Origin of the sequence: Amycolatopsis sp. NPDC047767, assembly GCF_040704195.1 — a bacterium.
In the GTDB taxonomy this organism is placed as follows: domain Bacteria; phylum Actinomycetota; class Actinomycetes; order Mycobacteriales; family Pseudonocardiaceae; genus Amycolatopsis.
In genome coordinates, this window is sequence record NZ_JBEYSJ010000007.1 from 249561 (window position 1) to 274473 (window position 24913).

A 24913-nucleotide genomic window follows, 5' to 3' on the forward strand; every position below is an offset into this window, starting at 1 on the left:
GCGCCGGCGCGAATTCCTGTGACCGCGGGCACGAAGTCCACGTACTGAGACGAAGTTACCCGATCGGGCGAAATCCCTAATCTCGGACGCTGAACCCGGAAGCGCCAGGCCGCACCCCGCGGCCTGGCGTTTTTCATGTCCGTGAGCCAGGAAGAAGTCATGCGCAAGCTCCTCAGCACCCTCGCCGTCGTAGTCGCCTCTGCCGTCACGCTCACCGCGTGCGGCTCGTCGGACGCGTCGGGTCAGACGCTGCGCGTCGGCACCCTCACGGACGCGCCGCCGAGCATCTACCTCGAAAACGGCCAGTTCACCGGCTACGACAACGAGCTGCTGCGCGACATCGCCAAGCGCGAAGGGTTCCAGGTCGAGTTCGTCGGCACCGAGTTCTCCGGCCTGCTCGCCAAGGTCGCGGGCGGCCAGCTCGACATCGGCAGTTCCACGATTTCGGCCACCACCGCGCGCAAGAAGACCGTCGCTTTCTCCAACGGCTACGACACCAGCTACACCACCGTCGTGAGCAAGAAGGGCGCGAACCTGGCCGACGCGAGCGCGTTCGCGGGCAAGCGCCTCGGCGTGGTGCAGGGATCGGTGCAGGACGAGTTCGCGGGCAAGCTCGCGGGCGCCGAGGTCGTGCGCTTCCCCGACTACAACGCGGGTTTCGCGCAGCTGCGCGACGGCGGCCTCGACGGCTGGGTGGTGCCCAAGGACATCGGCCAGAAGTACCTCGACCAGAACCCGACCGTGCCGCTGGAGTTCGGCTACACCGTGCTGGACAAGGACACGCCCTCGGCCTACGCGGTCGCGAAGTCCAATCCGGACCTGCTGAACAAGCTCAACGACGGCCTCGCCAAGGCCGTCGCGGACGGCACCGTCGCCCGCCTGCACGCCCAGTTCTTCAAGCAGGCGCCCGTGGCCCCGGAGCTGGCCAAGGGCGGTCCCGGTCTGCCGGTGAAGAACGCGTGACTGTCTTATCCTGCATCGACGGTTCCGGCCGGGAAGCTGAGGAGTGACATGAAGAAGACATTGGTCACAGCCGTCACGGCGGCGGCCCTGCTCGCCACGCTCACCGCGTGCGGAGGGGGCAGCGGCAGCGACGGTGACACCCTGCGCGTCGGCACGCTGAGCGACTCGCGACCCAACGCCTACCAGGAGAACGGCCAGTTCACCGGGTTCGACAACGAGCTGCTGAAGGACATCGCGGCCAAGGAGAACCTGAAGGTCGAGTTCGTCGCGGTAGACTTCTCCGCGCTGCTGGGCCAGGTCGCCAACGGGACGTTCGACATCGGCAGCGCGGGCATCGCGCAGACCGACGCGCGCAAGCAGACGGTGGCGTTCTCCGATCCGTACAACTACCAGTCGCTCGGCATCGAGGCCAAGGAGACGGCGGGCATCACCGACGAGAACTCCTTGGCGGGCAAGCGGATCGGCGTGGTGCAGGGCACCGTCTCCGACACCTGGCTCGCGGCCAACGCACCCAAGGCCCAGGCCGTGCGCTTCCCGAACGACGCGGCGGCGCTGAGCGCGCTGAAGTCGTCGGCGATCGACGGCGCGGTGTTCGACGCGGCCTCGGCGGAGGACTACTCGGCGAAGAACCCGGGCCTCAAGGTCACCAAGACGATCACCACGACGATCCCGCACGGGTACGCTGTGAAGAAGGGCAACACCGACCTGCTGAACAAGCTCAACGACGGCATCAAGAAGGTCGTCGCCGACGGCACCTGGAAGAAGGTGCACCAGCAGTTCGAGCCGAACGAGCCCGTGCCCACCGATTTCGCCACGGGGCAGTAGCGCGTTATGGATCAGTTTCTCGACACGTTCCTCAACTGGGACTACATCTGGCAGGTCTTCCCCGACCTGCTCAAGACGGGCCTGGTCAACACGCTGATCCTCGCCGGGGTGTCGGCGGTCATCGGCACCGTGCTCGGCATGGTGCTGGCCGTGATGGGACTGTCCAAGAAGATCTGGCTGCGCTGGCCCGCGCGGGTGTACACCGACATCTTCCGCGGTCTGCCCGCGATCCTGACGATCCTCGTGATCGGCCAGGGTCTCGGCACGCTTGCGCGGCCGATCGTCGGCCACAACCCGTACCCGCTGGGCATCACGGCGCTGAGCCTGATCGCCGCGGCCTACATCGGCGAGATCTTCCGCGCGGGCATCCAGAGTGTCGAAAAAGGACAGCTGGAGGCCAGCCGCGCGCTGGGCATGACCTACACCAAGGCGATGCTGCTGGTGGTGATCCCGCAGGGCGTGCGCCGCGTGCTGCCCGCGCTGGTGAACCAGTTCATCGCGCTGGTGAAGGACTCGACGCTGGTGTACTTCCTCGGGTTCCTCACCTCGCAGCGCGAGCTGTTCCGCATCGGCCAGGACCTGGCGGCCAACACGGGCAACCTGTCGCCGCTGGTGGCCGCCGGCGCGGTGTACCTCGTGATCACCGTGCCGCTCACGCACCTGGTGAACTACATCGACAAGCGCCTGCAGACCGGCCGCAAGGTCCGCGCCGACCCCGGCGACGACGGCGGCAGCAACCTGTCGCTCGTGAACACCGAGAGGGTGAGCCTGTGACCACCGCCGTGCGTTCGTCCAGTGTGGAGCTGCGCGACATCCACGTCAGCTTCGGCACGCTCGAAGTCCTGCGCGGCGTGGACCTGAGCGTGCCCAGCGGCCGCACGACGTGTGTCATCGGGCCTTCGGGCTCGGGTAAGTCCACGTTGCTGCGCTGCGTCAACCGCCTGCAGGAACCCGACAGCGGCGACCTGCTGCTCGACGGCACCAGCGTGATCCACTCGAACCCGGACGTGCTGCGCCAGCGCGTGGGCATGGTGTTCCAGCACTTCAACCTGTTCGGTCACCGCAGCGTGCTGGACAACATCGTGCTGCCGCTGCGGAGCGTGAAGCAACTGTCCAAAGAGGACGCAACGGCGATCGCGCACGCGCGGCTGGCCGAGGTCGGCCTGGAGGACAAGGCCCCGTACCGGCCGTCGGCGCTCTCCGGCGGGCAGCAGCAGCGCGTGGCCATCGCGCGGGCGCTGGCGATGGACCCCGAGGTGATGCTGTTCGACGAGGCCACCTCCGCGCTGGACCCCGAGCTGGTCAAAGGCGTGCTGAACCTCATGGCGGGCCTGGCCGAGCGGGGCCTCACGTTGATCGTGGTCACGCACGAAATGGGCTTCGCTCGCAGCGTCGCCGACGATGTGGCGTTCATGGACGCGGGCCGGATCGTGGAGCAGGGCAGCCCGGACCAGATCTTCGACAACCCGCGCAGCCCGCGGTTGCAGCAGTTCCTTTCGCAGGTGCTCTGAGCGCTCTCGGCAATTTCCCCGAATCGTTCGCGCGTATCACGAAATTCGGTGACTTGACCGGAGAGTTCCGGGGCGTAGTCTCGGCCCCGCACTTCATCGCATTCACGCTCGAGGCGAGAGCGAGGAAGCCGAGATGGGTGGAGCCGGGGAGCTCACCGCGCGGGTCAAGGGCGGCGTCTATTTTCCGGGCGACGTGGGATACGACCGGGAACGGGCCGGGTTCGACCGCGCGCTCGACCACCGGCCCGAGGTGGTGGTGGCGGCCGGGGCCGAGTCCGACGTGGTCGCGGGCGTGCGCTTCGCCGCGGAGCACGGGCTGGCCGTCGACGTGCAGGCGACCGGCCACGGCGCGCACCGCTCGATGGGCGGCGGCCTGCTCGTCACCACGCGGAGCCTGAACCGCGTCGAGGTCGATCCGCGCCGGCAGGTCGCGCGCGTTTCGGCCGGCGCCACCGCGGGCGACGTGCTCGCCGCCACCGCCGCACACGGCCTGACCGCACCGGTCGGGTCCGCGCCCGGCGTCGGCTTCGTCTCCTACAGCCTCGGCGGCGGCCTCGGGATGCTCGGCCGGCGCCACGGGTACGCCGCCGACCACGTGCGCCGCCTCGAGGTCGTGACGGCCGACGGCCGCGAGCTCACCGTCACCGCCGAGCAGCACCCCGAGCTGTTCTGGGCCCTGCGCGGCGGCGGTGGCAACCTCGCCGCGGTCACGGCGCTGGAAACCCGCCTGGTGCCGCTGCCCGAGCTCTACGGCGGCGGCCTGTTCTTCACCGCCGAGCGCGCGCCGGTGGTCATCGAGCGGTTCCGGTCGAGCCTGGCGACGGCGCCGCGGGAGCTGAGCCTGTCGCTCGCGTTCCTCGCCTTCCCGGACGTGCCGGGCGTGCCCGAGCCGCTGCGGGGCCGGTTCTGCTGCCACCTGCGCGTGGCCTACCTCGGCGCCGCGGACGCCGGCCGGCGGTTCGTCGAGCCGCTGATCACGGCGGGCCCGTTCCTCGACACGGTGAAAACGATGCCGCTGACCGACCTCGGCTCGATCCACGCGGATCCGGTGGGCCCGATGCCGGTCGACAGCGAGAGCGTCGCGCTGACCGGCGAAGATGCGCTGGAGGTCGTGCCCTCGCTCGTGGACCCGCACGCGCCGTTCATGCTGGAGCTGCGCCACCTCGGCGGCGCGCTGGCCGACCGGCCGGCGATCGCGAACGCCGTCGGGCACCGCGCGGCGCGGCTGAACCTGTTCACGTCGGCCTACCCCGGCACCACCCCCGGGTCACAGGCGCACGTCTACGACGCCGTTTCGGAGTGGAGCGCGGGCGGTCCACTGAGGACGTTCCTGCCGACGAGCCACGTCGACGCGTCGTCCTGCTACGAACCGGCCACGGCCACGGAACTCGCGCGGCTCAAGGAGGTCTGGGATCCGGGTGACGTGTTCAGCTTCACGCCGGCCGTGGTGGCACCAGCTCTTCGAGCCAGTCGAACATCCGGTTCTCGGTGAGCAACCGGCCCATCGGCTGCACGTGCTCGTTGGCCCCCTCCTCGACGGTGAACCGCAGCAGGTCGGCGCGGCCGCCGCGCCCGCGCACCAGCTCGGCGAGCCGGCTGGACTGACCGGGCCAGAACTGCTCGTCGTCGGGGTCGGTGATGAGCAGGGGTGTGCTGATGGCGGCGACGGTTTCCTCGTCCAGCCGGTACTTCTCGACGGCCTTGAACAGGTCGTACCAGTCCTCGTGCGAGTACGGCCGCGCCCGGAACGTCAGGGTGCGGCGCAGGCCCGGCAGGCGGACGGCGAGGCCCATGTCGCGGTTGAACGCGTCGCGCTCGCTGTGCGCGAGCGCCGACCGCATGCCCCTGGACAGCGGGTGCATCCACGACGCCGACACGTCGACCACACCCGGGTCGAGCACCGCGGCGGCCAGGCGGTGCTCGAACGCGAGCGCACGGGGCAGCCAGTAGCCGGCCTGGCTGATGCCGTAGCCGGCGAGCTCGGCGACGTCCGGACGGTCGACGAGCGTGTCGACGACCGGGGTGAGCACGGCTTCCCAGTCGTGGCGGAAACACGTTTCGCTCTCGAACAGCATCGACTGCTGGCCGGGGCCGTCGTAGAGGAAGGCGTTCCAGCCGCGAGCCAGCGCGCCGGCGGCGGCGGAGGTCCACAGGTCGCTGAGGGCGCCGTCGCTGCCGTTGGTGATGACGAGCGTCCGGCGTGCGGTGCCGGAGGCGTCGGGGCGCAGGAGGTAGCCGGGCAGCTCTGTGCCTTCGTAGGGAACCGGGACGCGGAGGAAGGCGCCGTCGGAGCAGTCGACCACGGCTTCCCAGCATTCCCGGTGGTGGCGGAACGCTTCGGTCAACGCGGCGGTGTCGTCCCCTGTGGACAGTCCGTCGACGACGCAGGCCCAGTACGTCGCCGCGCGCAGGTAGTGGGAGCCGGCGCTGACCAGGTGCCCGGCTTCGCGCGCCTTCAGGGCTTCTTCCTGGACGCGGGCCGCGGTCCGTTCCCATTCGCGCGCCCAGTCCGCTTGCCGGCCGACGCGGGCGATCGTCGCCAGCACCTCGCCGACCTCACTCGCCCCGCGCACCGCTCGGCCGAGCACCCCGCGCGTCGCGAAATCGAGCTCGTCGTCGCGGAAGAACCCCGCGGAAATGACCTTGTTGCCGTGGGAAACCAACGCCGCCATTCGTGCCTCCCCATTTTTCGTCCACACTCGCCTCTCGGTGCGGGCGTTGACAAGGCGGCGTTCTGCTCAGCCGGCGGGGGAAGCGGTGATCGTGCATTCCTCGGCGGCGCCCAAATTCAGCACGGCAGCAGCGGATCCGCCGTTGACGGCGACCGCCAGGTGGCCGGCGGAGTCGGTGAAAACCAGGTTCGCGCCCGGGGGCACGTCGCCGAACGTCCGCCCGATCGTCGCGGACACCGCGACGCGTTCGCTGTGGACCGTCACGCCGCCGGCGAGCCCGGTCAGCTCCAGGTCGGCGGGGGTGGCGGCGAGCTGGACGTTGCCGAAGTGGTCGACCGTCAGCACGTCCGACACGAGCTTCCCGGGGAACGCGGCGATCAACGGCTCCGGCAGCCGGACCAGGTCGTCGACCTCGGGCCCGAAGCTCGCGGGTTCGGCCCCGAGCGCGAGGCGCGCGGCGGCGGGGGCGAACACGTCGCGGCCGTGGAAGGTCGCCGACGCCGGGCCGGGCACGTCGATCTCGTAGGCCTCGGTCACACCGCCGAGGGCGGCCGCGGCGGGCAGGAGCAGCCCGTTGTCGGGCCCGACCAGCGGACCTCGGGGGGTGACGACGACCAGTCCGCGCCGGGTGGTCCCCACGCCGGGGTCCACCACGGCCAGGTGCACGGCATCGGGCAGCGAGGGCACGGTCTGCGCCAGCACCGCCGCGCCCGGGCGCACCTGGTGCGGTGGCACGAGGTGCGTCACGTCGAGCACCCGGACGTCGGGCGCCAGGCGCGCGATCACCCCGTGGCAGGCCGCGACGAAGCCGTCGCGCAGGCCGTAGTCGGTGGTGAACGAGATCCAGCGGTAGCGCATGACCTGCATCATCCTCGGTTCCGACGGCCTCGGGTTAGGGTGCAGCCGTGACGACGCTCGCCGAATACCCGAAGATCGCCGCCGGCAAGGTCCGGGAGCTCTACGCCGTGGGGGACGACCACCTGTTGCTGGTCACGTCCGACCGCATCTCGGCGTACGACTTCGTGCTGGACACGCCCATCCCCGACAAGGGCCGCGTCCTCACGGCGATGAGCGTGTTCTGGTTCACCCAGCTCGCCGACCTCATCCCGAACCACCTCGTGGCCTGGGACGACCCGCGCATCCCCGCCGAGGTCCTCGGCCGGGCGCTGCTCGTGCGGCGCCTGGACATGCTGCCGGTGGAGGCCGTCGCGCGCGGGTACCTCACCGGGTCGGGTTTCTCGGACTACCAGCGCAGCGGCTCGGTCTGCGGCGTCGAGCTGCCGGGCGGCCTGGTCGAGTCGGCGCGGTTGCCCGAGCCGATCTTCACGCCGGCCACGAAGGCCGAGCTGGGCGAGCACGACGAGAACGTGTCGTTCGAAACGGTCGCCGCGCAGATCGGCGCTCCGCGCGCGACCGAGGTCCGCGACGCGACGCTCGCCATCTACCGCCGCGGCGCCGAGTTCGCGGCCGAGCGCGGCATCCTGCTGGCGGACACGAAGTTCGAGTTCGGCCTCGACGCCGAGGGCCGGCTCGTCCTCGCCGACGAGGTCCTCACGCCCGACTCGTCGCGCTACTGGCCGGCCGAGGGCTACGAGCCCGGCCACGCGCAGCCGTCGTTCGACAAGCAGTACGTGCGCGACTGGCTCACCGGTCCGTCCGGCTGGGACCGTGCGTCGAACACCCAGCCGCCGCCGCTGCCGGACGACGTCGTGGCCGCCACGCGCGCGCGGTACGTCGAGGCCTACGAGCGGATCAGCGGGCTTTCGCTGGCCGACTGGCCGGGCGCCTGAAACTGTCGGTGGTCGCTGGCAGACTGGGGGCCATGAGCGAGGCTTTGGTACTGGGCGGCGGCGGGGTCGCCGGAATCGCGTGGATGACGGGCCTGCTGGCGGGCCTGGCCGACGCGGGGCGTGACGTCAGCGGGGCCGACCTGATCGTCGGCACTTCGGCGGGTTCGACCGTCGCGGCGCAGATCGGCAGCGGGTTGAGCCTGGGCGAGCTGTACGTCCGCCAGACCGACCCGGCGCGCCAGTCCCCGGAGATCCCGGTCGAGGTGGACCTGGAGAAGTTCGGCGAGCAGTTCGGCGCCGCCGTGTCGGCCGGCTCGGTGCTCGAGGTCCGGCGCGCGGTCGGCGAGTTCGCGCTGGCGGCCTCGACGGTGCCCGAGTCCCGCCGCCGCTCGGTGATCGAGGCGCGGCTGCCCTCGCACGAGTGGCCCACCCGCGAGCTGGCGATCGTGGCCGTCGACGCCGCCTCCGGCGAGCCCCGCGTCTTCCGCAACGACTCGGGCGTTCCGCTGGTCGACGCCGTCGCCGCCAGCTGCGCCGTGCCGGGCATCTGGCCGCCGGTCTCGATCGAGGGCCACCGCTACGTCGACGGCGGTGTGCGCTCCGCCGACAACGCCGACTACGCCGCGGGCTACGGCCGGGTGCTCGTGGTCATGCCGCTGGGCTCGGCCGACGTGTTCCCCACGGAAAAGCCCTTCGCGGACGTCGTGGCCTCGCTGCGCGCCGGCGGTGCTGCCGTTGCCGTCGTGGAACCCGACGAGGCCTCCCTCGCGGCCATCGGCCAGAACCCCCTCGACCCGGCGACCCGCCGCCCCTCCGCCGAAGCGGGACGCGCGCAGGGGAAGGTGTTGGAGATCGTCTGGTCGTGATCGCTTCGCCCGCCGGCTGATCGAGAGTGAGGAGCCGGCGGGAAGCGACAACACCAACTGACTGTTACGCAGTACTTCCCGGAGAGCACCTCACGCCGTCTTTGCTCGTGGCGATCGGCGCGACCGCCTGGGCCGGGTTTACCGCTCGGCCCCAACAGCCCGGCCGCTCGCCGTCCGGCCACGGAGGCAGGGCGAGCGCAGGGGAGGGCCGGGGATCGCCTGGTGGTGACTCGACGTTCCTCGCGGTTCGCCCGACTTCTGGCAACTCCGTCCTCAGACTTGTCCACACCTATCCACCCGAGCCGCACTTGTCCACAGGTCCTGTACGCGCCGTTTTTCGGGCGCCGGCGTCGATAAGCTGGGACGGGGAGGCCCCGCCGGAAGGGCGAGGGCTTGTCCGCGGTGTGATCACTTCATGAGTGAGGCAGAAAACAGGCGGCCGACTCGACTTTCACTGGCAGACTGGCGCCCGTGATCCTGCTCATCTGTGGCAGTCTGCGGGGCGGTTCGGTGAACGCGGCGGTGATCGGGACCGCTGCGGGGTTCACCGAGTCCAAGGTCTACGCGGGCCTCGGCGACCTTCCGCACTTCAACCCCGACGACGACCAAGATCCCCTGCACCCGGCCGTGGTGGCGTTGCGCGCGGAGGTCGGGGCGGCCGATGGCGTGCTGATCTGCACGCCGGAGTACGCGGGCGGCCTGCCGGGGTCGTTCAAGAACCTGCTGGACTGGACCGTCGGCGGCGGCGAGATCTACGGCAAGCCCGTGTCGTGGATCAACGCGTCGTCCGTGGCGGCCCCGACCGGCGGCGCGGACGCCCACGAGTCCCTGCGCAAAGTCCTCACCTACGCCGGCGCGCGCATCATCGAAGACGCCTGTGCGCGCATCCCGATCCCGCGCCACACCGCGTCCGGTGGCGTGATCACCGACCCTGACCTCCGCGGCCGGATCGCGATGGCCGTGAGCCGGTTGGTGGAGGCCACCAAAGCCTGACACTGCGTAACTCTCATGTGTCCTTTCTGTGCAGTTCACGGCGTTGTCAGGCACGCGCCACCGGGCTGAGGCGCAATGGGACACGTGGATGCTCGCCTGCTGGTATCGCTGTCCGGGGCCACCCCGCGCACGCTGCACCGCTGCGCCGACCTCGCGTCGGAGCTGGAGCGGCGGCGGGTGCCGCTGTCGATCCTGCACGTCGCGCGGACCGAGGACGGTCCCGTGACCGCGTGGGTGCGCACGCGCGCCGCCGCGGGCGACTCGGTGCTGCTGCACGGCTACGACCACCGCATCACGCCGACGCACCGCACCGTCCAGCTCGGCCGCCGCGCGGAATTCGCCGCGCTGCCCGCGCACGAGGCGCGCCTGCGCCTGATCGCCGCGAAGGCCGCGCTCGACACCACCGGCGTCGCCGTCGACGGTTTCGCGCCGCCCCGCTGGCTCGCTTCGCAGGGCACGCTGCAAGCGTTGCGGGAACACGGTTTCACGCTCTGCGCCGACGCGGGTTCCGTCCGTGACCTCGTGACGGGCGAGGTGCGGCGGGCGCGCGTGCAGGAGTTCACGAGCCAGTCACACCGCACCGAAACGGTCCGCTGCTTCGCCCTCGTGCTGGCGTCGGCCCGCGCCGCCCGCCGAGGCGGACTGGTCCGCCTCGGCATCGACGCGGCCGACCTGACCCGCCCCGGCCTGCGCCAGGCCCTGCTCGACGCGGTCGACGTCGCCATCGAATACCGCGCTTTCGGCAGCACCTACGGCTCCCTGCGCCGCGCGGCCGCGGCCTGATCACTCCGCGCCGAGGCCCGTCGCCGCCCGCACGCGCAGCTCGGTGAACTTCGTGTCGTCCTCGCGCGCCCGGCTCAGCTTCGACCCGACGACACAGCCGAGGAAGCCCAGCGGGATCGACACGAGCGTCGGGTAGTCCAACGGGAACGGCGCGTGCGCCGCCCCGCCCGGCCACACCGCGGGGCTCAGCACGATCAGCACCACCGAGCTCACCAGCCCGCTCGCGATGCCGGCCAACGCGCCCCACGTGGTGAACCCGCGCCACGACAACGCCAGCACGAGCGCCGGGAAGTTCGCGCTCGCCGCGACGGACAACGCGAGCCCCACGAGGAACGCGACGTTGAAGTTCGGCCCCGCCACCAGCGTCACCGCCACCGCGATCGCGCCGATCACGGCGGACGACAGCCGCGCCACGAGCTTCTGCTCCCGCTCGGTCGCGTCGCCGCGCCGGATCACGTTCGACCACAGGTCGTGCGAAGCCGAACCCGACGCCGACAGCACCAGCCCGGCGACGACCGCCAGGATCGTCGCGAACGCGACCGCGCCGACGAACGCCATGAACACCTGGCCGCCGAACGCGTCCGGCCCGCCTCCGAGGTGCTGCGCGAGCAGCGGCGCCGCGAGGTTCGCCCCCGGCCCGGCCGGCTTCTCGCCCGCGGACCCGAGCAGCGCGCGAGCGCCGTAGCCGATGATCGACGTGAGCACGAAGAACGTGCCGATCAGCCCGATCGCCCAGCCCACCGACGCCCGGGCCGTCTTCGCGTCGGGCACGGTGAAGAAGCGGATCAGGATGTGCGGCAGCGCGGCCGTCCCGATCACGAACGCGACCGCCGCGGCGACGGTGTTCAGCGGGGTGCGGTGCGAACCGCCGGGCGCGAGGTACGCGTCGCCGAGCGGGTGTGCCGCGGCGGCGCGGTCGAACAGGCTGATCGGGTTCCAGCCGACCTGGCTCAGCACCCCGACCGCGAGGGCCAGCCCGGCCGCCATCAGCAGCGCGGCCTTGATGATCTGCACCCAGGTTGTGGCGAGCATGCCGCCGAACACCACGTACAGGAGCATCGCGGCGCCCGTGATGATCACCGCCGGCGTGAACGCGAGCCCGGTCAGCGCCCGGATCAGCACACCGGCGCCCACCAGCTGCGCGATCAGGTAGATGGTGACGATGAACAGGTTCGCCGACGCCGTCATCGCGCGCACGGGCCGCGCGCGCAGCCGGTACGACAGCACATCGGCGACGGTGAACTGGCCCGCGTTGCGCATGCGCTCGGCGAAGACCAGCAGTACGAGCAGGAACGCGACGGCCGCGGCGATCGCCAGCACCCAGCCGTCGAAGCCGCTGAGGAAGATCAGCCCGGTGAACCCGAGGAAGGTCGCGGCGGACATCAGGTCGCCCGCCACCGCGAAGCCGTTCTGCGCCGCGGAAATCCCGCGGCCCGCGGCCAGGTATTCGGTGGTCGTGCTGGTCCGGCGGGCCGCGAAGAACGTGACCACCAGCGTCACCACGATCAGCACCGCGAACGCGGTGAGCCGCACGGCGTTCACCGGGCCACCACCGCGGTGCGGCCGAGCGCGGCCGCCTCGAGCGGGTCGAACACCCGGGCCGAGCGGCGCAGGTAGGCCCACGTGATGACCCCGACCAGCGCGAATTGGCTCAAGCCGAGCGCGTACGCGAGCGTCAAGCCGCGGAACACCGACGAGCCCAGCGAGCCCGGCAGCCACGCGACGAGCACGAGGAACAGCGCGAACCAGCCGAGGCCGGCCGTGAGCGCGACGGCCACGAACCGGCGCCGCGATCGCACGAGCGTCTGGAACGCGGGCGTGGCTTCGACCTGCGCAAACTCGGTGTCCAAAGAGGAGGGGGAGGGAGTCGGCATGGACTGCTCCTTTCAAAGTGGACAGAGGCTAGCTAACGCTCGTAAGTAAGACAAGTGTCCGGTTCGCGAAGTTGGTTCCGGTCCCGGTCGGGTGACTGCGCTCGCCGCTTCGGGGAGCTGGAATCATGGACCCATGGCTCCAGGGGCGGTCGGCAAGTCCGAAGCGAAGACGACGGTGAGCCCGGCCGCGGTCCGGGACGCCGCCCTCACGCTGTTCGCCGAGCGCGGCTACCACGGCACGGCCCTCAGTCAGATCGCGGCGGAGCTCAAGATCCGCACGCCCAGCCTGTACAACCACATGCGCGCCAAGCAGGATCTGCTGCGCGACATCGTCGCCGACACCACCGAGCAGGTCTGGGCCGACTACGAGGAAGCGGTCGAGGGCGTCGACGACGTCGCCGAGCGGCTGCGGAACGCGACGCGCGTGTACGCGTTGCGCCACGCCACCCACCGCCGTGAGGCTCTCGTCGTCAACCGTGACATTGCCAGCCTCGAAGAGCCCGCGCGCAGCAACGTGCTGGAGCTGCGCCGCCGCCACGCGCAGGCGTTCCGGAGCCTCATCGAGGAAGCGGGCGGCGCGGATCGGGAGTCGGCGACGCTCGCCGCGTTCGGGATTCTCGAGATGTGCGTGAGTATCGCCCGCTGGTTCCGTGAAGACGGCCCCCTCACGGCCGAAGAAGTCGCGGCGAAGTACAGCGAGTACGCGCTGCGCGTCGCCGGTTTGGCGTAGCGAACACACCTTGCCTCGGCTCCGGCCGCTCTCTACACTCCAGCAACTAACTATCATTAGTTAATATCGTGGTGGAGATGCCGATGCTCAGAGTCGAGTTGATCCGTCCCATCCCCCAGCTGCTGGTCGGGCACGCGGCGCGCTTCGGCGGGAAGGTCGCGTTCTACGACGACCGCCGGTCCGTCACCTACGCGGACCTGGCGGAACGCACGCGGCGGCTCGCGGGGAACCTCGTGGACGAGGGTGTGGTGCACGGCGATCGCGTGCTGATCTACCTGGACAACAGCGTGGAGACGGCCGAGTCGTACTTGCTGACGACCCGGCTGGGTGCGGTCGGGGTGTGCGCGAACCCGAACGCGGCGCCGGCCGAGGTGGCCTACCAGCTGGGCGACAGCGCCGCCCGTGTGGTGATCACGGACGACGCGCACCTCGACCACGTCCGCACGATGGTCGCGGCGCGCGGCGTCGACACGCTGGTCCTGCTGGTCACCGACGGGGCCGTCCCGCCGGACGCCCGGTCGTACGAGAAGTTCGCGACCACGGAACCGAAGAGCTCGCCCCGCGACGACCTCGGGCTGGACGACGTCGCGTGGATGCTCTACACGTCCGGCACCACCGGCCGGCCCAAGGGCGTGCTGCTGACGCAGCGCAGCTGCCTGTGGGTGGTCGCCGCGTGCTGGGCGCCGATCGTCGGGCTGACGCCGGCCGACCGGGTGCTCTGCCCGCTGCCGCTGTTCCACTCCTACGCGCTGGACCTGTGCGTGCTCGGCGTTTTCGCCGTCGGTGCCACGGAACGGATCCTGCCGCGGTTCACGACGTCGCGGGTGCTGGAGCTGCTGACCGAGGAGCCCTTCACGTTCATGCCCGGCGTGCCCACGATGTTCCAGTACCTGCTCCACGGCGCGCGCGGAAAAGGCTTCCACAGCACCACGCTCAGGATGTGCGTGTCCGCCGGCGCGATCATGCCGGCCGCGCTCAACGCCGAGTTCGAGCAGGAGTTCGGGGTGCAGCTGCTGGAGGGCTACGGCATCACCGAAACGTCCACAATGGTCACCATGAACACGCCGGGCGGCGGCCGCGTGCTGGGCTCGTGCGGGCTGCCGCTGCCCGGCGTCGGCGTGCGGCTGGTCGACCCGGTGACCGGCGAGGACGTGGGTGTCGGCGACGAGGGCGAGCTGTGGGTCAGCGGCCCGAACATCATGCAGGGCTACCACAACCGCGCCGAGGCGAGCGCCGAGGTGCTGCGGCTCGGCTGGTACCGCACGGGTGACCTCGGGCGGCGCGACGCCAACGGGTTCCTCACGATTTCGGGGCGCACCAAGGAACTCATCATCCGCGGCGGGGAGAACATCTACCCCGCCGAGGTGGAGGCGGTGCTGCTGAAGGTGCCCGGGGTGGCCGATGCGGCCGTGGTCGCGCGCAAGCACGCCGACCTGGGCGAGGTGCCCGTCGCGTTCGTCGTGCCCGAACGGCCGGGCAAGCTCGACGAGCCGGCGCTGCTGGCCGCGTGCCGGGAGGAGCTTTCGCACTTCAAAGTGCCCGAGCGGATCGTCGAGATCGACGCGATCCCCCGCACCGGCTCGGGCAAGATCATGCGCTTCCGCCTGCAGGAACGCCTGATCGACGCGTGACGCGCGCCGCCCCGGGTTGACCGGGAGCGGCCGTGCTCGTAGTCTACAAACTAACGTTAATTAGTAAGGTGGTGTGCGTGGACCTCTCCAATACCTTCACCGTCGACCTCCCGGTCGACGACGCCTGGCGAGTGCTGACGGACCTCGAACGCGTGGCGCCGTGCATGCCCGGTGCGGCGCTGCTCGGCGTCGAGGACGGCGTGTACCAGGGCGCGGTGAAGATCAAGGTGGGCCCCGTTTCCGCGAGGTACCAAGGGACGGCGCGCTTCGTCGAGAAGGACGACAGCGCCCACCGAGCGGTGCTGCGGGCCGAGGGCAAGGACGTCGGCGGCCAGGGCAACGCGGCCGCCACCGTGACCGCGACCCTCACCGCGCAGGGCAGTGGGACCAAAGTGGACGTGCGTACGGACCTCGCCTTGTCGGGGCGGGTCGCGCAGTTCGGCCGCGGCGTGATCGCCGACGTCACCGGCAAGCTGCTCGGGCAGTTCGTGCAGCGGCTGGAGGCGGAAGTCGCCGGCAAGCCGGCCAACGTCCAGCCCATCAACGGCAAGGCCGTGAACCTCGACGACGTCGAGCCGCTCGACGTGATGGCGAGCGTCGGCGGCACCATCGCGAAGCGCGCGCTGCCCGTCGCGGCTGTGGCCCTGGTGCTGGCCCTGCTGGCGATCCTGGTGGCGAGCAAGGGAAAGGGGACCGAATGAGTGACCTGGTGCGCGAGCCCCACCTGTACGTCGGCGGCCGGTGGATCGCCGGTGGCGGCGACGACTGCGAGGTCGAGAACCCGGCGACCGAGGAACCGGCGGGCGTCGTCACGCAGGCCTCGTCCGCCGTGGTCAACCTCGCGGTGGCCTCGGCGAACGCGGCGTTCGACGGCTGGGCCACCACCCCCGCCACCGAGCGCGCCGCCGCGCTGCGCCGCCTGCACGACGTGATCACCGAGCGCGCCGACCGGTTCGCCGAGCTCATCACGCTCGAACAGGGCTCACCGCCGCCGGTGGCGCGGAAGCTGCACGTCGACACGCCGCTGGCGGTGCTCGCCCGGACGGCCGACGCGCTGGACGAGTTCGAGTTCCGCCGCGAGCTCGGCAACTCCGTGATCCTGCGCGAGCCGGTGGGTGTGGTCGCCGCGATCACGCCGTGGAACCTGCCGCTGCACCAGATCATCGTCAAGGTCGCGCCCGCGCTGGCCGCCGGCTGCACCGTGGTGCTGAAGCCCGCCGCGCTCACGCCGCTCACCGCGTTCGAGCTGATGCGCGCCTTCGACGCCGCGGGCTTCCCCGCCGGCACGATCAACCTGGTCACGGGCAGCGGGCGCGATGTCGGCGACCAGCTGACGCGCAGCGCGAGTGTGGACCACGTGTCGTTCACCGGGTCCACACCGGTCGGTGCGCAGGTCGCGGCGGCCGCGGCGGAGACGATCAAGGGTGTGACGCTGGAGCTGGGCGGGAAGTCCGCGAGCGTCGTGCTGTCCGATGTGGACGACGCGCTGCTCGCCAAGGCCGTGAAGGTCACCGTGGCCAACTGCTACCTCAACGGCGGCCAGACGTGCACCGCGCTCTCGCGCCTGATCGTGCCGGCCGACCGGTTGCAGCAGGTCGAAGAGCTCGCGTCCGCCGCGTCGGCGAAATACGTGCCGGGCGAGCGGCTCGGGCCGCTGATCTCGGCCGGGCAGCGCAAGGAAGTCGAGAGCTTCCGCACGGACGAGGCCCGGGCGATCACCGGCCCGGCGGAGCTGCCGGAACGCGGGTACTACGTCCAGCCGACTGTCTACAGCGGAGTCGACCCGGACTCCCGGCTCGCGCAGGAAGAGGTCTTCGGCCCCGTGCTGGCGATCCTCGCCGCGGAGTCGGACGACGAGGCCATCTCCATCGCCAACAACTCGCGCTACGGGCTCGGCGGTGCACTGTGGACCGGGGACCCGGACCACGCCCTCGACCACGCCGCGCGCATCCGCACCGGCCAGGTCGACGTCAACGCCGCGCCGTTCAACCCGCGCGCGCCGTTCGGCGGCTACAAGGCCTCGGGCGTCGGGCGCGAGATCGGCGACTACGGGATCGAAGACGTGCTGGAGATCAAGGCGGTGCAGCTGTGACCGAAGTCAACGCGTTGGTGCTGCGGGAAACCGGCGCGCCGATGACCGTGGAACGCATCCGCCTGCGCGACGTCGGGCCCGGCGACGTGCGGGTCCGCATCGACGCGACCGGTGTCTGCCACTCGGATCTGTCCCTGGCCCGCGGCGTGCTCGCGCAGCAGCTGCCGGCCGTGCTCGGCCACGAGGCGTGCGGCACGGTGCTGGAAGCCGGCGCGGAGGTCACGGACCTCAGCGTCGGCGACCGCGTGATCCTGCTGTGGATCACGCCGTGCGGCGAATGCGTCCACTGTGGACGCGGCGAAGCCCACCTGTGCGTGAACGGGTCCGCGCGCGGTGCCGAGCCGTACGCCCAGGACGCCGACGGCAACCCGGTCTACGCCGGGCTCACGGTCGGCTCGTTCGCCGAGCAGACCGTCGTTCCGGCGGCGGCCGCGGTGAAGGTGCCCGAGGACATCAGCTCGGCCGACGCCGCGCTGCTCGGCTGCGCGGTGACCACCGGCGTCGGAGCCGTCACGAAGACCGCGCAGGTCACGCCGGGTTCGTCGGTGCTGGTCGTGGGCCTCGGCGGGGTCGGCCTGGCGGCCATCCAGGGCGCGAAACTCGCCGGGGCGAGCACCGTGATCGCCGTGGACCGCAACGTCGCCAAGGCGGCGTACGCGACCAAGCTCGGCGCGGACCACTTCGTGCCGGCCGACGACACGACGAAGAAGGCCGTGCGCGCGCTGACCGGCGGCGAGGGCGTGGACTACGCGTTCGACTGCGTCGGCTCCGCCCGCACGATCCGCGACGCGTGGGGCATGACCCGCCGCGGCGGCACGGCGTGCGTGGTCGGCGTCGGGGGCAAGGACGACCAGGTGTCGTTCAGCGCGCTGGAGCTGTTCCACTTCGCCCGCACCCTCGTCGGCTGCGTCGCCGGCTCACTCGACGCGGCCCACGACCTGCCGCGGTACTTCGACGACGTCCGCGCCGGCCGCCTGGACCTGGCCGCGATGGTGACCGGCCACGGCGGGCTCGCGGACATCGAGGACGCCTTGACCGCCATGGCCGCCGGACAGGGCGTGCGGACGCTGGTGGTGCCGTCATGAATGTCGGGGCACTGAGGATCGAACCGGTCTACGACGGCTACGGGCGCGAGCCGGGCCGCGAGGTCCTGACCCGCCCGGGCGACGCCGACGCGTGGGCCTGCCACGAGCACCTGCTCGACGAACGTGGCGACCTCGACCTCACGCTCGGCGGGTTCCTGCTGCGCACGGGCGACCGCGTGGTGCTGGTCGACGCCGGCGTCGGCACGATCGACAACGACAAGTACCACGGCGGACAGTTCCTCGAAAGCCTGCGTGAACACGGCGTCGCTCCCGACGACGTGACCGACGTCGTGTTCACGCACCTGCACTTCGACCACGTCGGCTGGGCCACCAAGAAGGGCCAGGTCGTGTTCCCGAACGCGACCTACCGCGTGCACGCCGACGACTGGGCGCACTTCGTCGAGAGCCCGGACGCCGAACCCGGCGCGGTGCGCAAGCTGTCGCCGCTGGCCGAGCGGCTGGAGCCATTCACCTCGGACACCACGCTCGCGCCCGGCCTCGACTCGCGGCACGTGCCCGGCCACACGCCCGGCTCCACGATCTTCGTGGTGTCCAGCGAAGGCGAGCGCGCGCTGCTGCTCGGCGACGTCGCACACTCCACAGTGGAGCTGACCGACCCGACGTGGGAAGCGATCTTCGACGTCGACCGCACGGCGGCCCGCCAGGTGCGTGCCGGGCTGATCGACGAGCTCACCGACAGCTCCGACGCGGTCGCCGCCGCGCACTTCCCGGGCCTGCGCTTCGGCCGGGTGGTGACCGTCGCCGGCGAGCGCCGGTTCGAGTTCATCTGAAAGGGGACCTCGTGGACCTCAAGCTCAACGGCAAGAACGTGCTGGTCACCGGCGCGGGCCAGGGGCTCGGCCGCGCGCTCGGCATGGCCTTCGCCCAAGAGGGCGCCAACGTCGCCTTCCACTACAACACCTCGGCCGACGGTGCCGAAGCGGCGGCGAAGGAGGCGGCCGCGCTCGGCGTGAAGGCCATCGCGGTCGGCGCGAACCTGCGCGACGCCGACTCCGTGCGCACCGCGATCGACGACGTCGCGACACAGCTCGGCTCGATCGACGTGCTGGTCAACAACGCGGCCGCCACGCAGAGCAAGCCGTTCCTCGAAACCACCGAAGAGGACTGGGCGCCGCAGATCGGCGTGACGGTGGAGGGCACGCTGCGGATCACGCAGGCCGTGGCCAAGAAGATGGTCGAGGCCGGCGGCGGCGCGATCGTGAACCTCATGGGCGACTCCGGCCGCGTCGGCGAGTCCCGGCTGCTCGTCACCGCCACCACGCGCTCGACCACGGTGGGCCTGACCAAGTCGCTCGCGAAGGAGCTGGCGCGCCACGTCATCCGAGCGAACGCCGTCTCGATCGCGCTCGTGCAGACGTCCAGTCTGGACGACCACACCGGACACGCCGACGACGCCAAGATGAAGAAGATCCTGTCCGCCTACCCGCTGCGCCGCCTCGGCCGGGCCGAGGACGTCACCCCGACCGTGCTGCTGCTGGCCTCCCCGCTCTCGTCCTGGACCACGGGACAGATCGTGTCGGTCAACGGCGGCTACACGATGCCGTGACGACCATGGAGGAGAAGCCGGCCGGCGCCATCGGAAAGGTCGTGCGCCGCAAGGAAGACGTGCGGCTGATCACCGGGCGCGGGCGGTACGTCTCCGATCTGCAGCTGCCCCGGATGCGGCACGTCGCGTTCCTGCGCAGCCCGTTCGGCCACGCGCGGATCACCCGCCTGGACGCGTCGGCCGCGCGCGAGCGGGCCGACGTGTTCACCGGCGACCAGCCGGAGTTCGCGACCGTGCCGCTGCGGGCGTTGTCGGCTCTTCCGTCCTATGTGGAGACCGAACAGCCGTTGCTGGCCCGGGACAAGGTGCGGTTCTCGGGTGAGCCCGTGGCCGCCGTCGTCGCCGCCGACCGCTACCGCGCCGAAGACGCGCTGGAGCTGATCGACGTCGACTACGAGCCGCTGCCCGTGAACGTCACGGCGTGGCTGCCGCCGACCGAGCCGCTGCACGCCGAAGCGCCGGACAACGTGCTGCTGGAGCGCACCTTCGACACCGGAGAGGTGCCCGACGCGCTGGCCGGGGCGCACCTCGTGGTCGAACGCGAGCTGATCACCAACCGTCACGCCGGCAACCCCATGGAGTGCCGAGCGGGGGTCGCGCTGTGGGACCCGGCCGACGACAAGCTCACGTTGTGGTCGGGCACGCAGGTTCCCCACATCGCGCGAAACATGATCGCGGAGCTGCTCGGCATTCCCGAGGGCAACGTGCGGGTGATCGCGCCGGACGTCGGCGGCGGCTTCGGCGTGAAAGCCGTGGTGTACCCGGAGGACGTCGCGCTGTGCGTGATCGCGCGCCAGCTGCGCGGCACGCCCGTGAAGTGGGTCGAGGACCGCGCCGAGCACCTGCTCGCGGCCACGCACGCGCGCGACCACCGCTACGTCGTGAAGGCCGGGTTCACGGCCGACGGCGAGCTGGTGGCGCTCGACGCGGACGTGACCTGCAACGTCGGCGCGTACTCAGTTTACCCGTGGACGGCCGGGATCGAACCGCTGATGGCCGGCGGGCTGCTGTCCGGGCCGTACCGGCTGCAGCACTACCGCTGCACCGTGCGGGGCGTCGCGACGAACACCGCACCGTCCGGGCCCTACCGCGGGGTGGCCCGGCCGGCGAGCGTGTTCGCGATGGAGACGGTGCTCGACGCGGCGGCGGCCGAGCTCGGACTGTCCGCTTTGGACATCCGGCGGCGGAACCTGATCACGCCGGAGGAGATCCCGTACCGCATGCCGTCGCGGCTGGTCGACGACTCCGGCTGGTACGGGGAATGCCTGGAGAAGGCCGTCGAATCGATCGGCTACGACGAGTTCCGGGCGGAGCAGCGGCGCCGGCGCGAGGAGGGTGAGAACCCGATCGGCCTCGGGCTCGCCTGTTACAACGAGCTTACCGGTCTCGGGCGCGCGGCCGCGGCCGGGCCGCGGATGCCGTTCCGCACCGGCCACGACGCGTGCACCGTGCGCGTCAACCCCGACGGCCGGGTCACCGTGCTGTCCGGCGTGACGTCGCAGGGGCAGGGCCTCGAGACGACCGTGGCGCAGATCGTCGCGGACACGGTCGGGGTGTCCTATGCGGACGTCGAGGTGCGGATCGGCGACACGAACGAATCGCTGTGGGGCTTCGGCGCGTTCTCCTCACGCCAAGCCGTGATCGGCGGCGGCGCGGCCCACCGGTCGGCGGTCACCGTGCGGGAGAAGATCCTGCGGCTCGCGGCCGAGCTGTACGAGGCCAATGTGGACGATCTCAGCCTCGTGGACGGTGACGTGCGCGTCGCCGGAGAGGCCAAGCCGCTGGGCACCCTGGCGGAGCTGGCACGCGTTGCCTACCTGGAGTCCAACCGGCTGCCGCAGGGCATCGAGCCCGGCCTCGAGGCCACGCAGTTCTACGACCCGATCCGCGGCGCGTTCGCGGCCGGGGCGCAGGCGGCGGTCGTCGAGGTGGACCGGGCGACGGGCGCGTTGAAGATCCTCAAGTACGTGTGCGTGGAGGACGCCGGCACGGTGATCAACCCGCAGGTCGTCGAAGGCCAGATCGCCGGCTCGATCGCGCAGGGCATCGGCGGCGCGCTGTACGAGCACCTCATCTACGACGAGGGCGGCAACCTCTCCACGGGCACGCTGATGGACTACCTGATGCCCACGAGTGCCGAGGTGCCGGAGCTCGTGATCGGCCACCTGTCGCACCCCGCGGACAACCCGCTCGGTGTCCGCGGGGTCGGCGAAGGCGGCACGCTCGGCCCGAACGCGGTGCTCGCGGGGGCGATCACCGACGCGCTGGGCGTGCAGGTCACGCACCTGCCGCTGACACCGGCCGCGATCTGGGAGGCGCTGCGATGATCACCTCCGAGGTCCGCGACGACGTCGGCGTCGTCGCGATCGACCGGCACGAGCGGCGCAACGCACTCGACGTCGAGCACCTCGACGACCTGCGTGCCGCCGTTGAGGACGTCGGTCCTCGCGTGCGCGCGCTGGTGATCACCGGCCGGGGCACGAGCTTCTGTGCCGGAGCCGACCTGCGTGGTGTGCACGGCGACGGTTTCCGCACCGCGCTGTACGCCGCCCTGCACAGCATCACGGCGCTGCCCGTGCCGGTGCTCGCGGCTGTCAACGGCCCGGCCATCGGCGCGGGCACCCAGCTCGCGATCGCCTGCGACCTGCGGGTGGCCGCACCGTCCGCGGTGTTCGCGGTGCCGACCGCGCGCAATGGGCTGGTCGTCGACCCGTGGACGGTCCGGCGCCTCGCGCTGCTGGCCGGCGGCGGTGCGGCGCGCGCGATGCTGCTGGGCTGCGACCGGCTCGACGCTTCGCTCGCCCACGCCCGGGGGCTCGTCGACCGGCTCGGCGACCTCGACGCGGCGTTCGAGTGGGCGCGCGAGATCGCCGGATTCTCACCGTCTTCGTTGCGGTATTCGAAGCTGGCTCTGGACACGTTGTTCGAAGGCCCCTGGGAGACCACTTTGGACACCGAGTTCGAGGACAGCTGGCCGAAGGAGGTGCCGACGTGAAACCCGCCCCGTTCGACTACGTCCGGGCGCGCAGCGTCGACGAGGCCGTGCGGACGCTCGCCGACGCCGACGGGGACGGCAAGCTCCTCGCCGGCGGGCAGAGCCTGATGCCGGTGCTCGCGCTGCGCATGGCCCGCCCTCGGGTGCTCGTGGACGTCAACCGGATCCCCGGCCTGGCCGCGATCACGCCGACCGACGACGGCGTGCGGCTCGGTGCCCTGGTGCGGCACGCGCGCTTGCTGGAGCAGCCGCACCACCCGCTGCTGGCCGAGGCCGCGCGCTGGATCGGCCACACGGCGATCCGTTCGCGCGGCACGAGCGGCGGCAGCATCGCACACGCCGACCCGTCGGCCGAGCTGCCGGTGGTCGCCGCGGCGCTGGAGGCGAGGGTCCACATCGCCGGGCCCGGCGGGCAGCGCTCCGAGGTGGCCACAGACTTCTTCGCCGGGCCACTGGAAACCACGCTCGCGGACGACGAGATGATCACCGCGATCGACCTGCCGGTGCCGTCGCGGTGGGGGTTCGCGGAGTTCTCCCGGCGGCACGGCGACTTCGGCCTCGTGCTCGTAGTCGCCGCGGAGGTCGCGGGCCGGTGGCGGCTGGCGATCGGCGGCGTCGGCGGGGTGCCGCTGCGGCCCGCGGAAGCCGAGCGGCTGCTCAACGACGGCGCGGACCTCGACGCGGTCGCGGCCGCCGCCGCGGCGGAAACCCAGCCGCAGAGCGACATCCACGCGTCGGCCGACTACCGGCGGGCGATGACGGCCGAGTTCGTCCGCCGCGCCCTGACGCCCCACGGGAAGCGAGCCGCCGCATGAAAGCCGAATTCACCGTCAACGGCACGCGCCACGACGTCGACGTCGAACCACGCCGGACGCTCGCCGACGCGTTGCGCGAGGACCTCGGCCTGACCGGCACGCACCTGGGGTGTGAACACGGCGTGTGTGGCGCGTGCACCGTGCTGGTCGACGGCGAGCCCGTGCGTGCGTGCCTGATGCTGGCCGTGCAGGCCGACGGGTGCTCCGTCAGCACCATCGAGGGCCTCGCGGCCGACGACGGCACGCTGCACCCGTTGCAGGAGGCCTTCTGCGGCAAGCACGGGCTCCAATGTGGATTCTGCACACCCGGCATGCTGATGACCGCGCTCGACCTGCTGGACCGGGAACCGGCGCCGGACCGCGAGCGCATCCGCGAGGAGATGTCGGGCAACATCTGCCGCTGCACGGGGTACGTCGGCATCGTCGACGCGGTGGAGGCCGCCGCGCGCGAGCTCGGCCGATGAAAACCGCCGCGTGGCTGCGCCTGTCGGGCGTGCCCGTCGAGGCTGCGCGCCGCACCTGGCGCGAACTGGACGGGCACGGCTGCTCGACCTTCTACGTCGAGGGCGACCTCGGCCTGTGCGCGGCGCTCGCGGTGGCGACGGAATCCTCCCGCATCTGCTGTTTCGTCCCACCCGGCCGCCCCGAGCACGTGCTGGCGGGTGCGCGGACGGTGCAGTACCTCAGCGGTGGGCGGTTCACGCTCGGGCTGCGGCCGGCCGATGACGACGACGGCGCGTTCGGCTCGGTCACGGCGTTCGCGCGGCTGGCCGAGGAGGTGCGGGACGTGCTCGGCGGTTTGCCGATCACCGTGGCCGGAACCGGGCGAGGTACCGTGCGATTGGCGGCCGAGTTCGCGACCTGCTGGCAGACCACGGACGTTCCGGGCGAACCGGACGTGATGGCGGCCGGCTGCGCGGAGTTCGGCAGACCGGCGCCGGAGAGATCCGTGGTGGTGACCGACGCGCGGCGGCGGGAATTCGCCGTCGACGAGGTGGTGCTGCCGGTCGACCGGCCGCTGACGGGTGCCGAGTTCCGCGGTGCCGGGTGTTTCGCGTGACGGGGAGGAACCGGTGACGGCAGTGCGCAGCGCGGTCAGCGAAGAGGTCGTGCTCGACACGGCGCTCACGCTGTTCGCCGAGCGGGGGTACCACGGCACCGCGCTCAGCCAGATCGCCGAGGTGCTGCAGATCCGCACCCCGAGCCTGTACAACCACATGCGGTCCAAGGAGGACCTGCTGCGGGCCATCGTGGACCGCACCACCGCGGGGGTGCTCGAGGATTTCGAGCGGGTGACCGGCGAAGACGACGACTGCGCGGCGCAACTGGCGCGCGCCACTCGCGTGTATGCCTTCCGCCACGCCACCCACCGCCGCGAAGCCCTGGTGGTCAACCGCGACACCGACTGCCTCGGCGAACCGCACCGCACGCAGTTCCAGGCCCGCCGCCGGCGCCACGAGCACGCCTTCCGCGCGATCATCGCGTGCGGGGTCGACGCGGGCGTGTTCCACGTGGAGTCCCCGGCGCTCGCGTCGTTCGCGATCCGCGAGATGTGCGTGAGCATCGCACGCTGGTTCCGGGACAACGGCGCCATGACGGCCGAGTCCGTGGCCGACGAGTACAGCCGGTACGCGCTGCAGATCGTGGGCTCCCAAACCGGTCATCGGTGAATATTTCACCCTAACGGGTAGAACGGGTTGACTCTTCCCGTCCCCTTTGCT

At 71.4% G+C, this 24913-nt stretch carries 26 protein-coding genes; 22 read left to right on the forward strand and 4 right to left on the reverse strand.

Annotation, left to right across the window (positions count from 1 at the left end):
* Window positions 1–159: 159 nt before the first annotated feature.
* The 5 genes from AB0878_RS15895 to AB0878_RS15915 all read left to right on the forward strand — a co-directional run bounded on the left by AB0878_RS15895 (window position 160) and on the right by AB0878_RS15915 (window position 4791).
* Window positions 160–963 carry an ABC transporter substrate-binding protein gene (locus AB0878_RS15895; protein ID WP_366580385.1) on the forward strand — a complete coding sequence of 268 codons (804 nt, stop codon included), beginning with the start codon at window positions 160–162 and terminating at the stop codon, window positions 961–963.
* Between the two features lie 48 nt (window positions 964–1011).
* On the forward strand, window positions 1012–1788 hold the full coding sequence (locus AB0878_RS15900; protein ID WP_366580387.1) for an ABC transporter substrate-binding protein: 777 nt from the start codon (window positions 1012–1014) through the stop codon (window positions 1786–1788).
* A gap of 6 nt (window positions 1789–1794) precedes the next feature.
* Complete coding sequence (locus tag AB0878_RS15905; RefSeq protein ID WP_366580388.1) at window positions 1795–2562, forward strand: amino acid ABC transporter permease; 768 nt, start codon at window positions 1795–1797, stop codon at window positions 2560–2562.
* Window positions 2559–3299 (forward strand): amino acid ABC transporter ATP-binding protein, encoded by a 741-nt coding sequence (locus AB0878_RS15910; RefSeq protein WP_366580390.1) that lies wholly within the window; start codon window positions 2559–2561, stop codon window positions 3297–3299. The genes AB0878_RS15905 and AB0878_RS15910 overlap by 4 nt, the downstream gene beginning before the upstream one ends.
* 133 nt (window positions 3300–3432) lie before the next feature.
* Window positions 3433–4791 carry an FAD-binding oxidoreductase gene (locus AB0878_RS15915; protein WP_366580391.1) on the forward strand — a complete coding sequence of 453 codons (1359 nt, stop codon included), beginning with the start codon at window positions 3433–3435 and terminating at the stop codon, window positions 4789–4791.
* Here AB0878_RS15915 and AB0878_RS15920 read toward each other — a convergent pair.
* Window positions 4733–5971: a hypothetical protein gene (locus AB0878_RS15920; RefSeq protein WP_366580393.1), complete on the reverse strand. Its 1239-nt coding sequence runs from the start codon at window positions 5969–5971 to the stop codon at window positions 4733–4735. The genes AB0878_RS15915 and AB0878_RS15920 overlap by 59 nt on opposite strands.
* Before the next feature lie 66 nt (window positions 5972–6037).
* A complete protein-coding gene (locus AB0878_RS15925; protein ID WP_366580395.1) occupies window positions 6038–6829 on the reverse strand; it encodes an SAM-dependent chlorinase/fluorinase in 792 nt (263 codons plus the stop codon).
* 47 nt (window positions 6830–6876) lie between these two features.
* Here AB0878_RS15925 and AB0878_RS15930 point away from each other — a divergent pair, with 47 nt between their 5' ends.
* From AB0878_RS15930 to AB0878_RS15945, 4 genes are all read left to right on the forward strand, one after another.
* The gene (locus AB0878_RS15930) at window positions 6877–7761 is read left to right on the forward strand and encodes a phosphoribosylaminoimidazolesuccinocarboxamide synthase (RefSeq protein WP_366580397.1); all 885 of its coding nucleotides are present in this window, start codon (window positions 6877–6879) and stop codon (window positions 7759–7761) included.
* Between the two features lie 32 nt (window positions 7762–7793).
* A complete protein-coding gene (locus tag AB0878_RS15935) occupies window positions 7794–8627 on the forward strand; it encodes a patatin-like phospholipase family protein (RefSeq protein WP_366580399.1) in 834 nt (277 codons plus the stop codon).
* Window positions 8628–9098: 471 nt separating this feature from the next.
* Window positions 9099–9620 (forward strand): NADPH-dependent FMN reductase, encoded by a 522-nt coding sequence (locus tag AB0878_RS15940; RefSeq protein WP_366580401.1) that lies wholly within the window; start codon window positions 9099–9101, stop codon window positions 9618–9620.
* Window positions 9621–9695: 75 nt separating this feature from the next.
* Window positions 9696–10403, forward strand: coding sequence for a DUF2334 domain-containing protein (locus tag AB0878_RS15945; protein ID WP_366580402.1), 708 nt, complete (start codon window positions 9696–9698; stop codon window positions 10401–10403).
* Here the strand turns inward: AB0878_RS15945 and AB0878_RS15950 are convergent, their stop codons facing one another.
* A complete protein-coding gene (locus AB0878_RS15950) occupies window positions 10404–11945 on the reverse strand; it encodes a cation acetate symporter (RefSeq protein ID WP_366580404.1) in 1542 nt (513 codons plus the stop codon).
* Window positions 11942–12277 (reverse strand): DUF485 domain-containing protein, encoded by a 336-nt coding sequence (locus AB0878_RS15955; protein WP_366580405.1) that lies wholly within the window; start codon window positions 12275–12277, stop codon window positions 11942–11944. The genes AB0878_RS15950 and AB0878_RS15955 overlap by 4 nt, the downstream gene beginning before the upstream one ends.
* A 133-nt stretch (window positions 12278–12410) precedes the next feature.
* On the opposite strand from AB0878_RS15955, the gene AB0878_RS15960 reads away from it, so the two are divergent.
* The 13 genes from AB0878_RS15960 (at window position 12411) to AB0878_RS16020 (ending at window position 24862) form a co-directional block, all read left to right on the forward strand.
* Entirely contained in the window at window positions 12411–13007 is a 597-nt protein-coding gene (locus AB0878_RS15960; RefSeq protein ID WP_366580406.1) for a TetR/AcrR family transcriptional regulator, read from the forward strand.
* Between the two features lie 77 nt (window positions 13008–13084).
* Window positions 13085–14638 carry a class I adenylate-forming enzyme family protein gene (locus tag AB0878_RS15965; protein WP_366580408.1) on the forward strand — a complete coding sequence of 518 codons (1554 nt, stop codon included), beginning with the start codon at window positions 13085–13087 and terminating at the stop codon, window positions 14636–14638.
* Window positions 14639–14715: 77 nt separating this feature from the next.
* Window positions 14716–15339, forward strand: a complete 624-nt coding sequence (locus AB0878_RS15970) for an SRPBCC family protein (RefSeq protein ID WP_366580410.1) — start codon at window positions 14716–14718, stop codon at window positions 15337–15339.
* Complete coding sequence (locus AB0878_RS15975) at window positions 15336–16730, forward strand: aldehyde dehydrogenase family protein (RefSeq protein WP_366580412.1); 1395 nt, start codon at window positions 15336–15338, stop codon at window positions 16728–16730. Before AB0878_RS15970 ends, AB0878_RS15975 begins: the two co-directional genes overlap by 4 nt.
* The gene (locus tag AB0878_RS15980) at window positions 16727–17815 is read left to right on the forward strand and encodes a zinc-binding dehydrogenase (protein WP_366580414.1); all 1089 of its coding nucleotides are present in this window, start codon (window positions 16727–16729) and stop codon (window positions 17813–17815) included. Before AB0878_RS15975 ends, AB0878_RS15980 begins: the two co-directional genes overlap by 4 nt.
* The gene (locus AB0878_RS15985; protein WP_366580415.1) at window positions 17812–18606 is read left to right on the forward strand and encodes an MBL fold metallo-hydrolase; all 795 of its coding nucleotides are present in this window, start codon (window positions 17812–17814) and stop codon (window positions 18604–18606) included. Before AB0878_RS15980 ends, AB0878_RS15985 begins: the two co-directional genes overlap by 4 nt.
* A gap of 11 nt (window positions 18607–18617) precedes the next feature.
* The gene (locus tag AB0878_RS15990; RefSeq protein ID WP_366580416.1) at window positions 18618–19382 is read left to right on the forward strand and encodes an SDR family oxidoreductase; all 765 of its coding nucleotides are present in this window, start codon (window positions 18618–18620) and stop codon (window positions 19380–19382) included.
* A gap of 5 nt (window positions 19383–19387) precedes the next feature.
* On the forward strand, window positions 19388–21709 hold the full coding sequence (locus tag AB0878_RS15995) for a xanthine dehydrogenase family protein molybdopterin-binding subunit (protein WP_366580557.1): 2322 nt from the start codon (window positions 19388–19390) through the stop codon (window positions 21707–21709).
* Complete coding sequence (locus tag AB0878_RS16000) at window positions 21706–22377, forward strand: enoyl-CoA hydratase (RefSeq protein ID WP_366580418.1); 672 nt, start codon at window positions 21706–21708, stop codon at window positions 22375–22377. The genes AB0878_RS15995 and AB0878_RS16000 overlap by 4 nt, the downstream gene beginning before the upstream one ends.
* Window positions 22374–23192 carry an FAD binding domain-containing protein gene (locus AB0878_RS16005; RefSeq protein ID WP_366580419.1) on the forward strand — a complete coding sequence of 273 codons (819 nt, stop codon included), beginning with the start codon at window positions 22374–22376 and terminating at the stop codon, window positions 23190–23192. Before AB0878_RS16000 ends, AB0878_RS16005 begins: the two co-directional genes overlap by 4 nt.
* The gene (locus tag AB0878_RS16010; RefSeq protein ID WP_366580420.1) at window positions 23189–23656 is read left to right on the forward strand and encodes a (2Fe-2S)-binding protein; all 468 of its coding nucleotides are present in this window, start codon (window positions 23189–23191) and stop codon (window positions 23654–23656) included. The genes AB0878_RS16005 and AB0878_RS16010 overlap by 4 nt, the downstream gene beginning before the upstream one ends.
* Complete coding sequence (locus tag AB0878_RS16015) at window positions 23653–24252, forward strand: hypothetical protein (RefSeq protein ID WP_366580421.1); 600 nt, start codon at window positions 23653–23655, stop codon at window positions 24250–24252. The genes AB0878_RS16010 and AB0878_RS16015 overlap by 4 nt, the downstream gene beginning before the upstream one ends.
* A gap of 13 nt (window positions 24253–24265) precedes the next feature.
* Window positions 24266–24862, forward strand: coding sequence for a TetR/AcrR family transcriptional regulator (locus tag AB0878_RS16020; protein ID WP_366580423.1), 597 nt, complete (start codon window positions 24266–24268; stop codon window positions 24860–24862).
* Window positions 24863–24913 lie beyond the last annotated feature (51 nt).

What these genes read in the sequence shown, in the direction of transcription:
- AB0878_RS15895 (WP_366580385.1), top strand. Translation starts at nt 160, where the DNA reads ATGCGCAAGCTCCTCAGCACCCTCGCCGTCGTAGTCGCCTCTGCCGTC.
- AB0878_RS15900 (WP_366580387.1), top strand. Translation starts at nt 1,012, where the DNA reads ATGAAGAAGACATTGGTCACAGCCGTCACGGCGGCGGCCCTGCTCGCC.
- AB0878_RS15905 (WP_366580388.1), top strand. Translation starts at nt 1,795, where the DNA reads ATGGATCAGTTTCTCGACACGTTCCTCAACTGGGACTACATCTGGCAG.
- AB0878_RS15915 (WP_366580391.1), top strand. Translation starts at nt 3,433, where the DNA reads ATGGGTGGAGCCGGGGAGCTCACCGCGCGGGTCAAGGGCGGCGTCTAT.
- AB0878_RS15920 (WP_366580393.1), bottom strand. Translation starts at nt 5,971, where the DNA reads ATGGCGGCGTTGGTTTCCCACGGCAACAAGGTCATTTCCGCGGGGTTC.
- AB0878_RS15925 (WP_366580395.1), bottom strand. Translation starts at nt 6,829, where the DNA reads ATGCGCTACCGCTGGATCTCGTTCACCACCGACTACGGCCTGCGCGAC.
- AB0878_RS15935 (WP_366580399.1), top strand. Translation starts at nt 7,794, where the DNA reads ATGAGCGAGGCTTTGGTACTGGGCGGCGGCGGGGTCGCCGGAATCGCG.
- AB0878_RS15945 (WP_366580402.1), top strand. Translation starts at nt 9,696, where the DNA reads ATGGGACACGTGGATGCTCGCCTGCTGGTATCGCTGTCCGGGGCCACC.
- AB0878_RS15955 (WP_366580405.1), bottom strand. Translation starts at nt 12,277, where the DNA reads ATGCCGACTCCCTCCCCCTCCTCTTTGGACACCGAGTTTGCGCAGGTC.
- AB0878_RS15960 (WP_366580406.1), top strand. Translation starts at nt 12,411, where the DNA reads ATGGCTCCAGGGGCGGTCGGCAAGTCCGAAGCGAAGACGACGGTGAGC.
- AB0878_RS15965 (WP_366580408.1), top strand. Translation starts at nt 13,085, where the DNA reads ATGCCGATGCTCAGAGTCGAGTTGATCCGTCCCATCCCCCAGCTGCTG.
- AB0878_RS15975 (WP_366580412.1), top strand. Translation starts at nt 15,336, where the DNA reads ATGAGTGACCTGGTGCGCGAGCCCCACCTGTACGTCGGCGGCCGGTGG.
- AB0878_RS15985 (WP_366580415.1), top strand. Translation starts at nt 17,812, where the DNA reads ATGAATGTCGGGGCACTGAGGATCGAACCGGTCTACGACGGCTACGGG.
- AB0878_RS15995 (WP_366580557.1), top strand. Translation starts at nt 19,388, where the DNA reads ATGGAGGAGAAGCCGGCCGGCGCCATCGGAAAGGTCGTGCGCCGCAAG.
- AB0878_RS16000 (WP_366580418.1), top strand. Translation starts at nt 21,706, where the DNA reads ATGATCACCTCCGAGGTCCGCGACGACGTCGGCGTCGTCGCGATCGAC.
- AB0878_RS16010 (WP_366580420.1), top strand. Translation starts at nt 23,189, where the DNA reads ATGAAAGCCGAATTCACCGTCAACGGCACGCGCCACGACGTCGACGTC.
- AB0878_RS16015 (WP_366580421.1), top strand. Translation starts at nt 23,653, where the DNA reads ATGAAAACCGCCGCGTGGCTGCGCCTGTCGGGCGTGCCCGTCGAGGCT.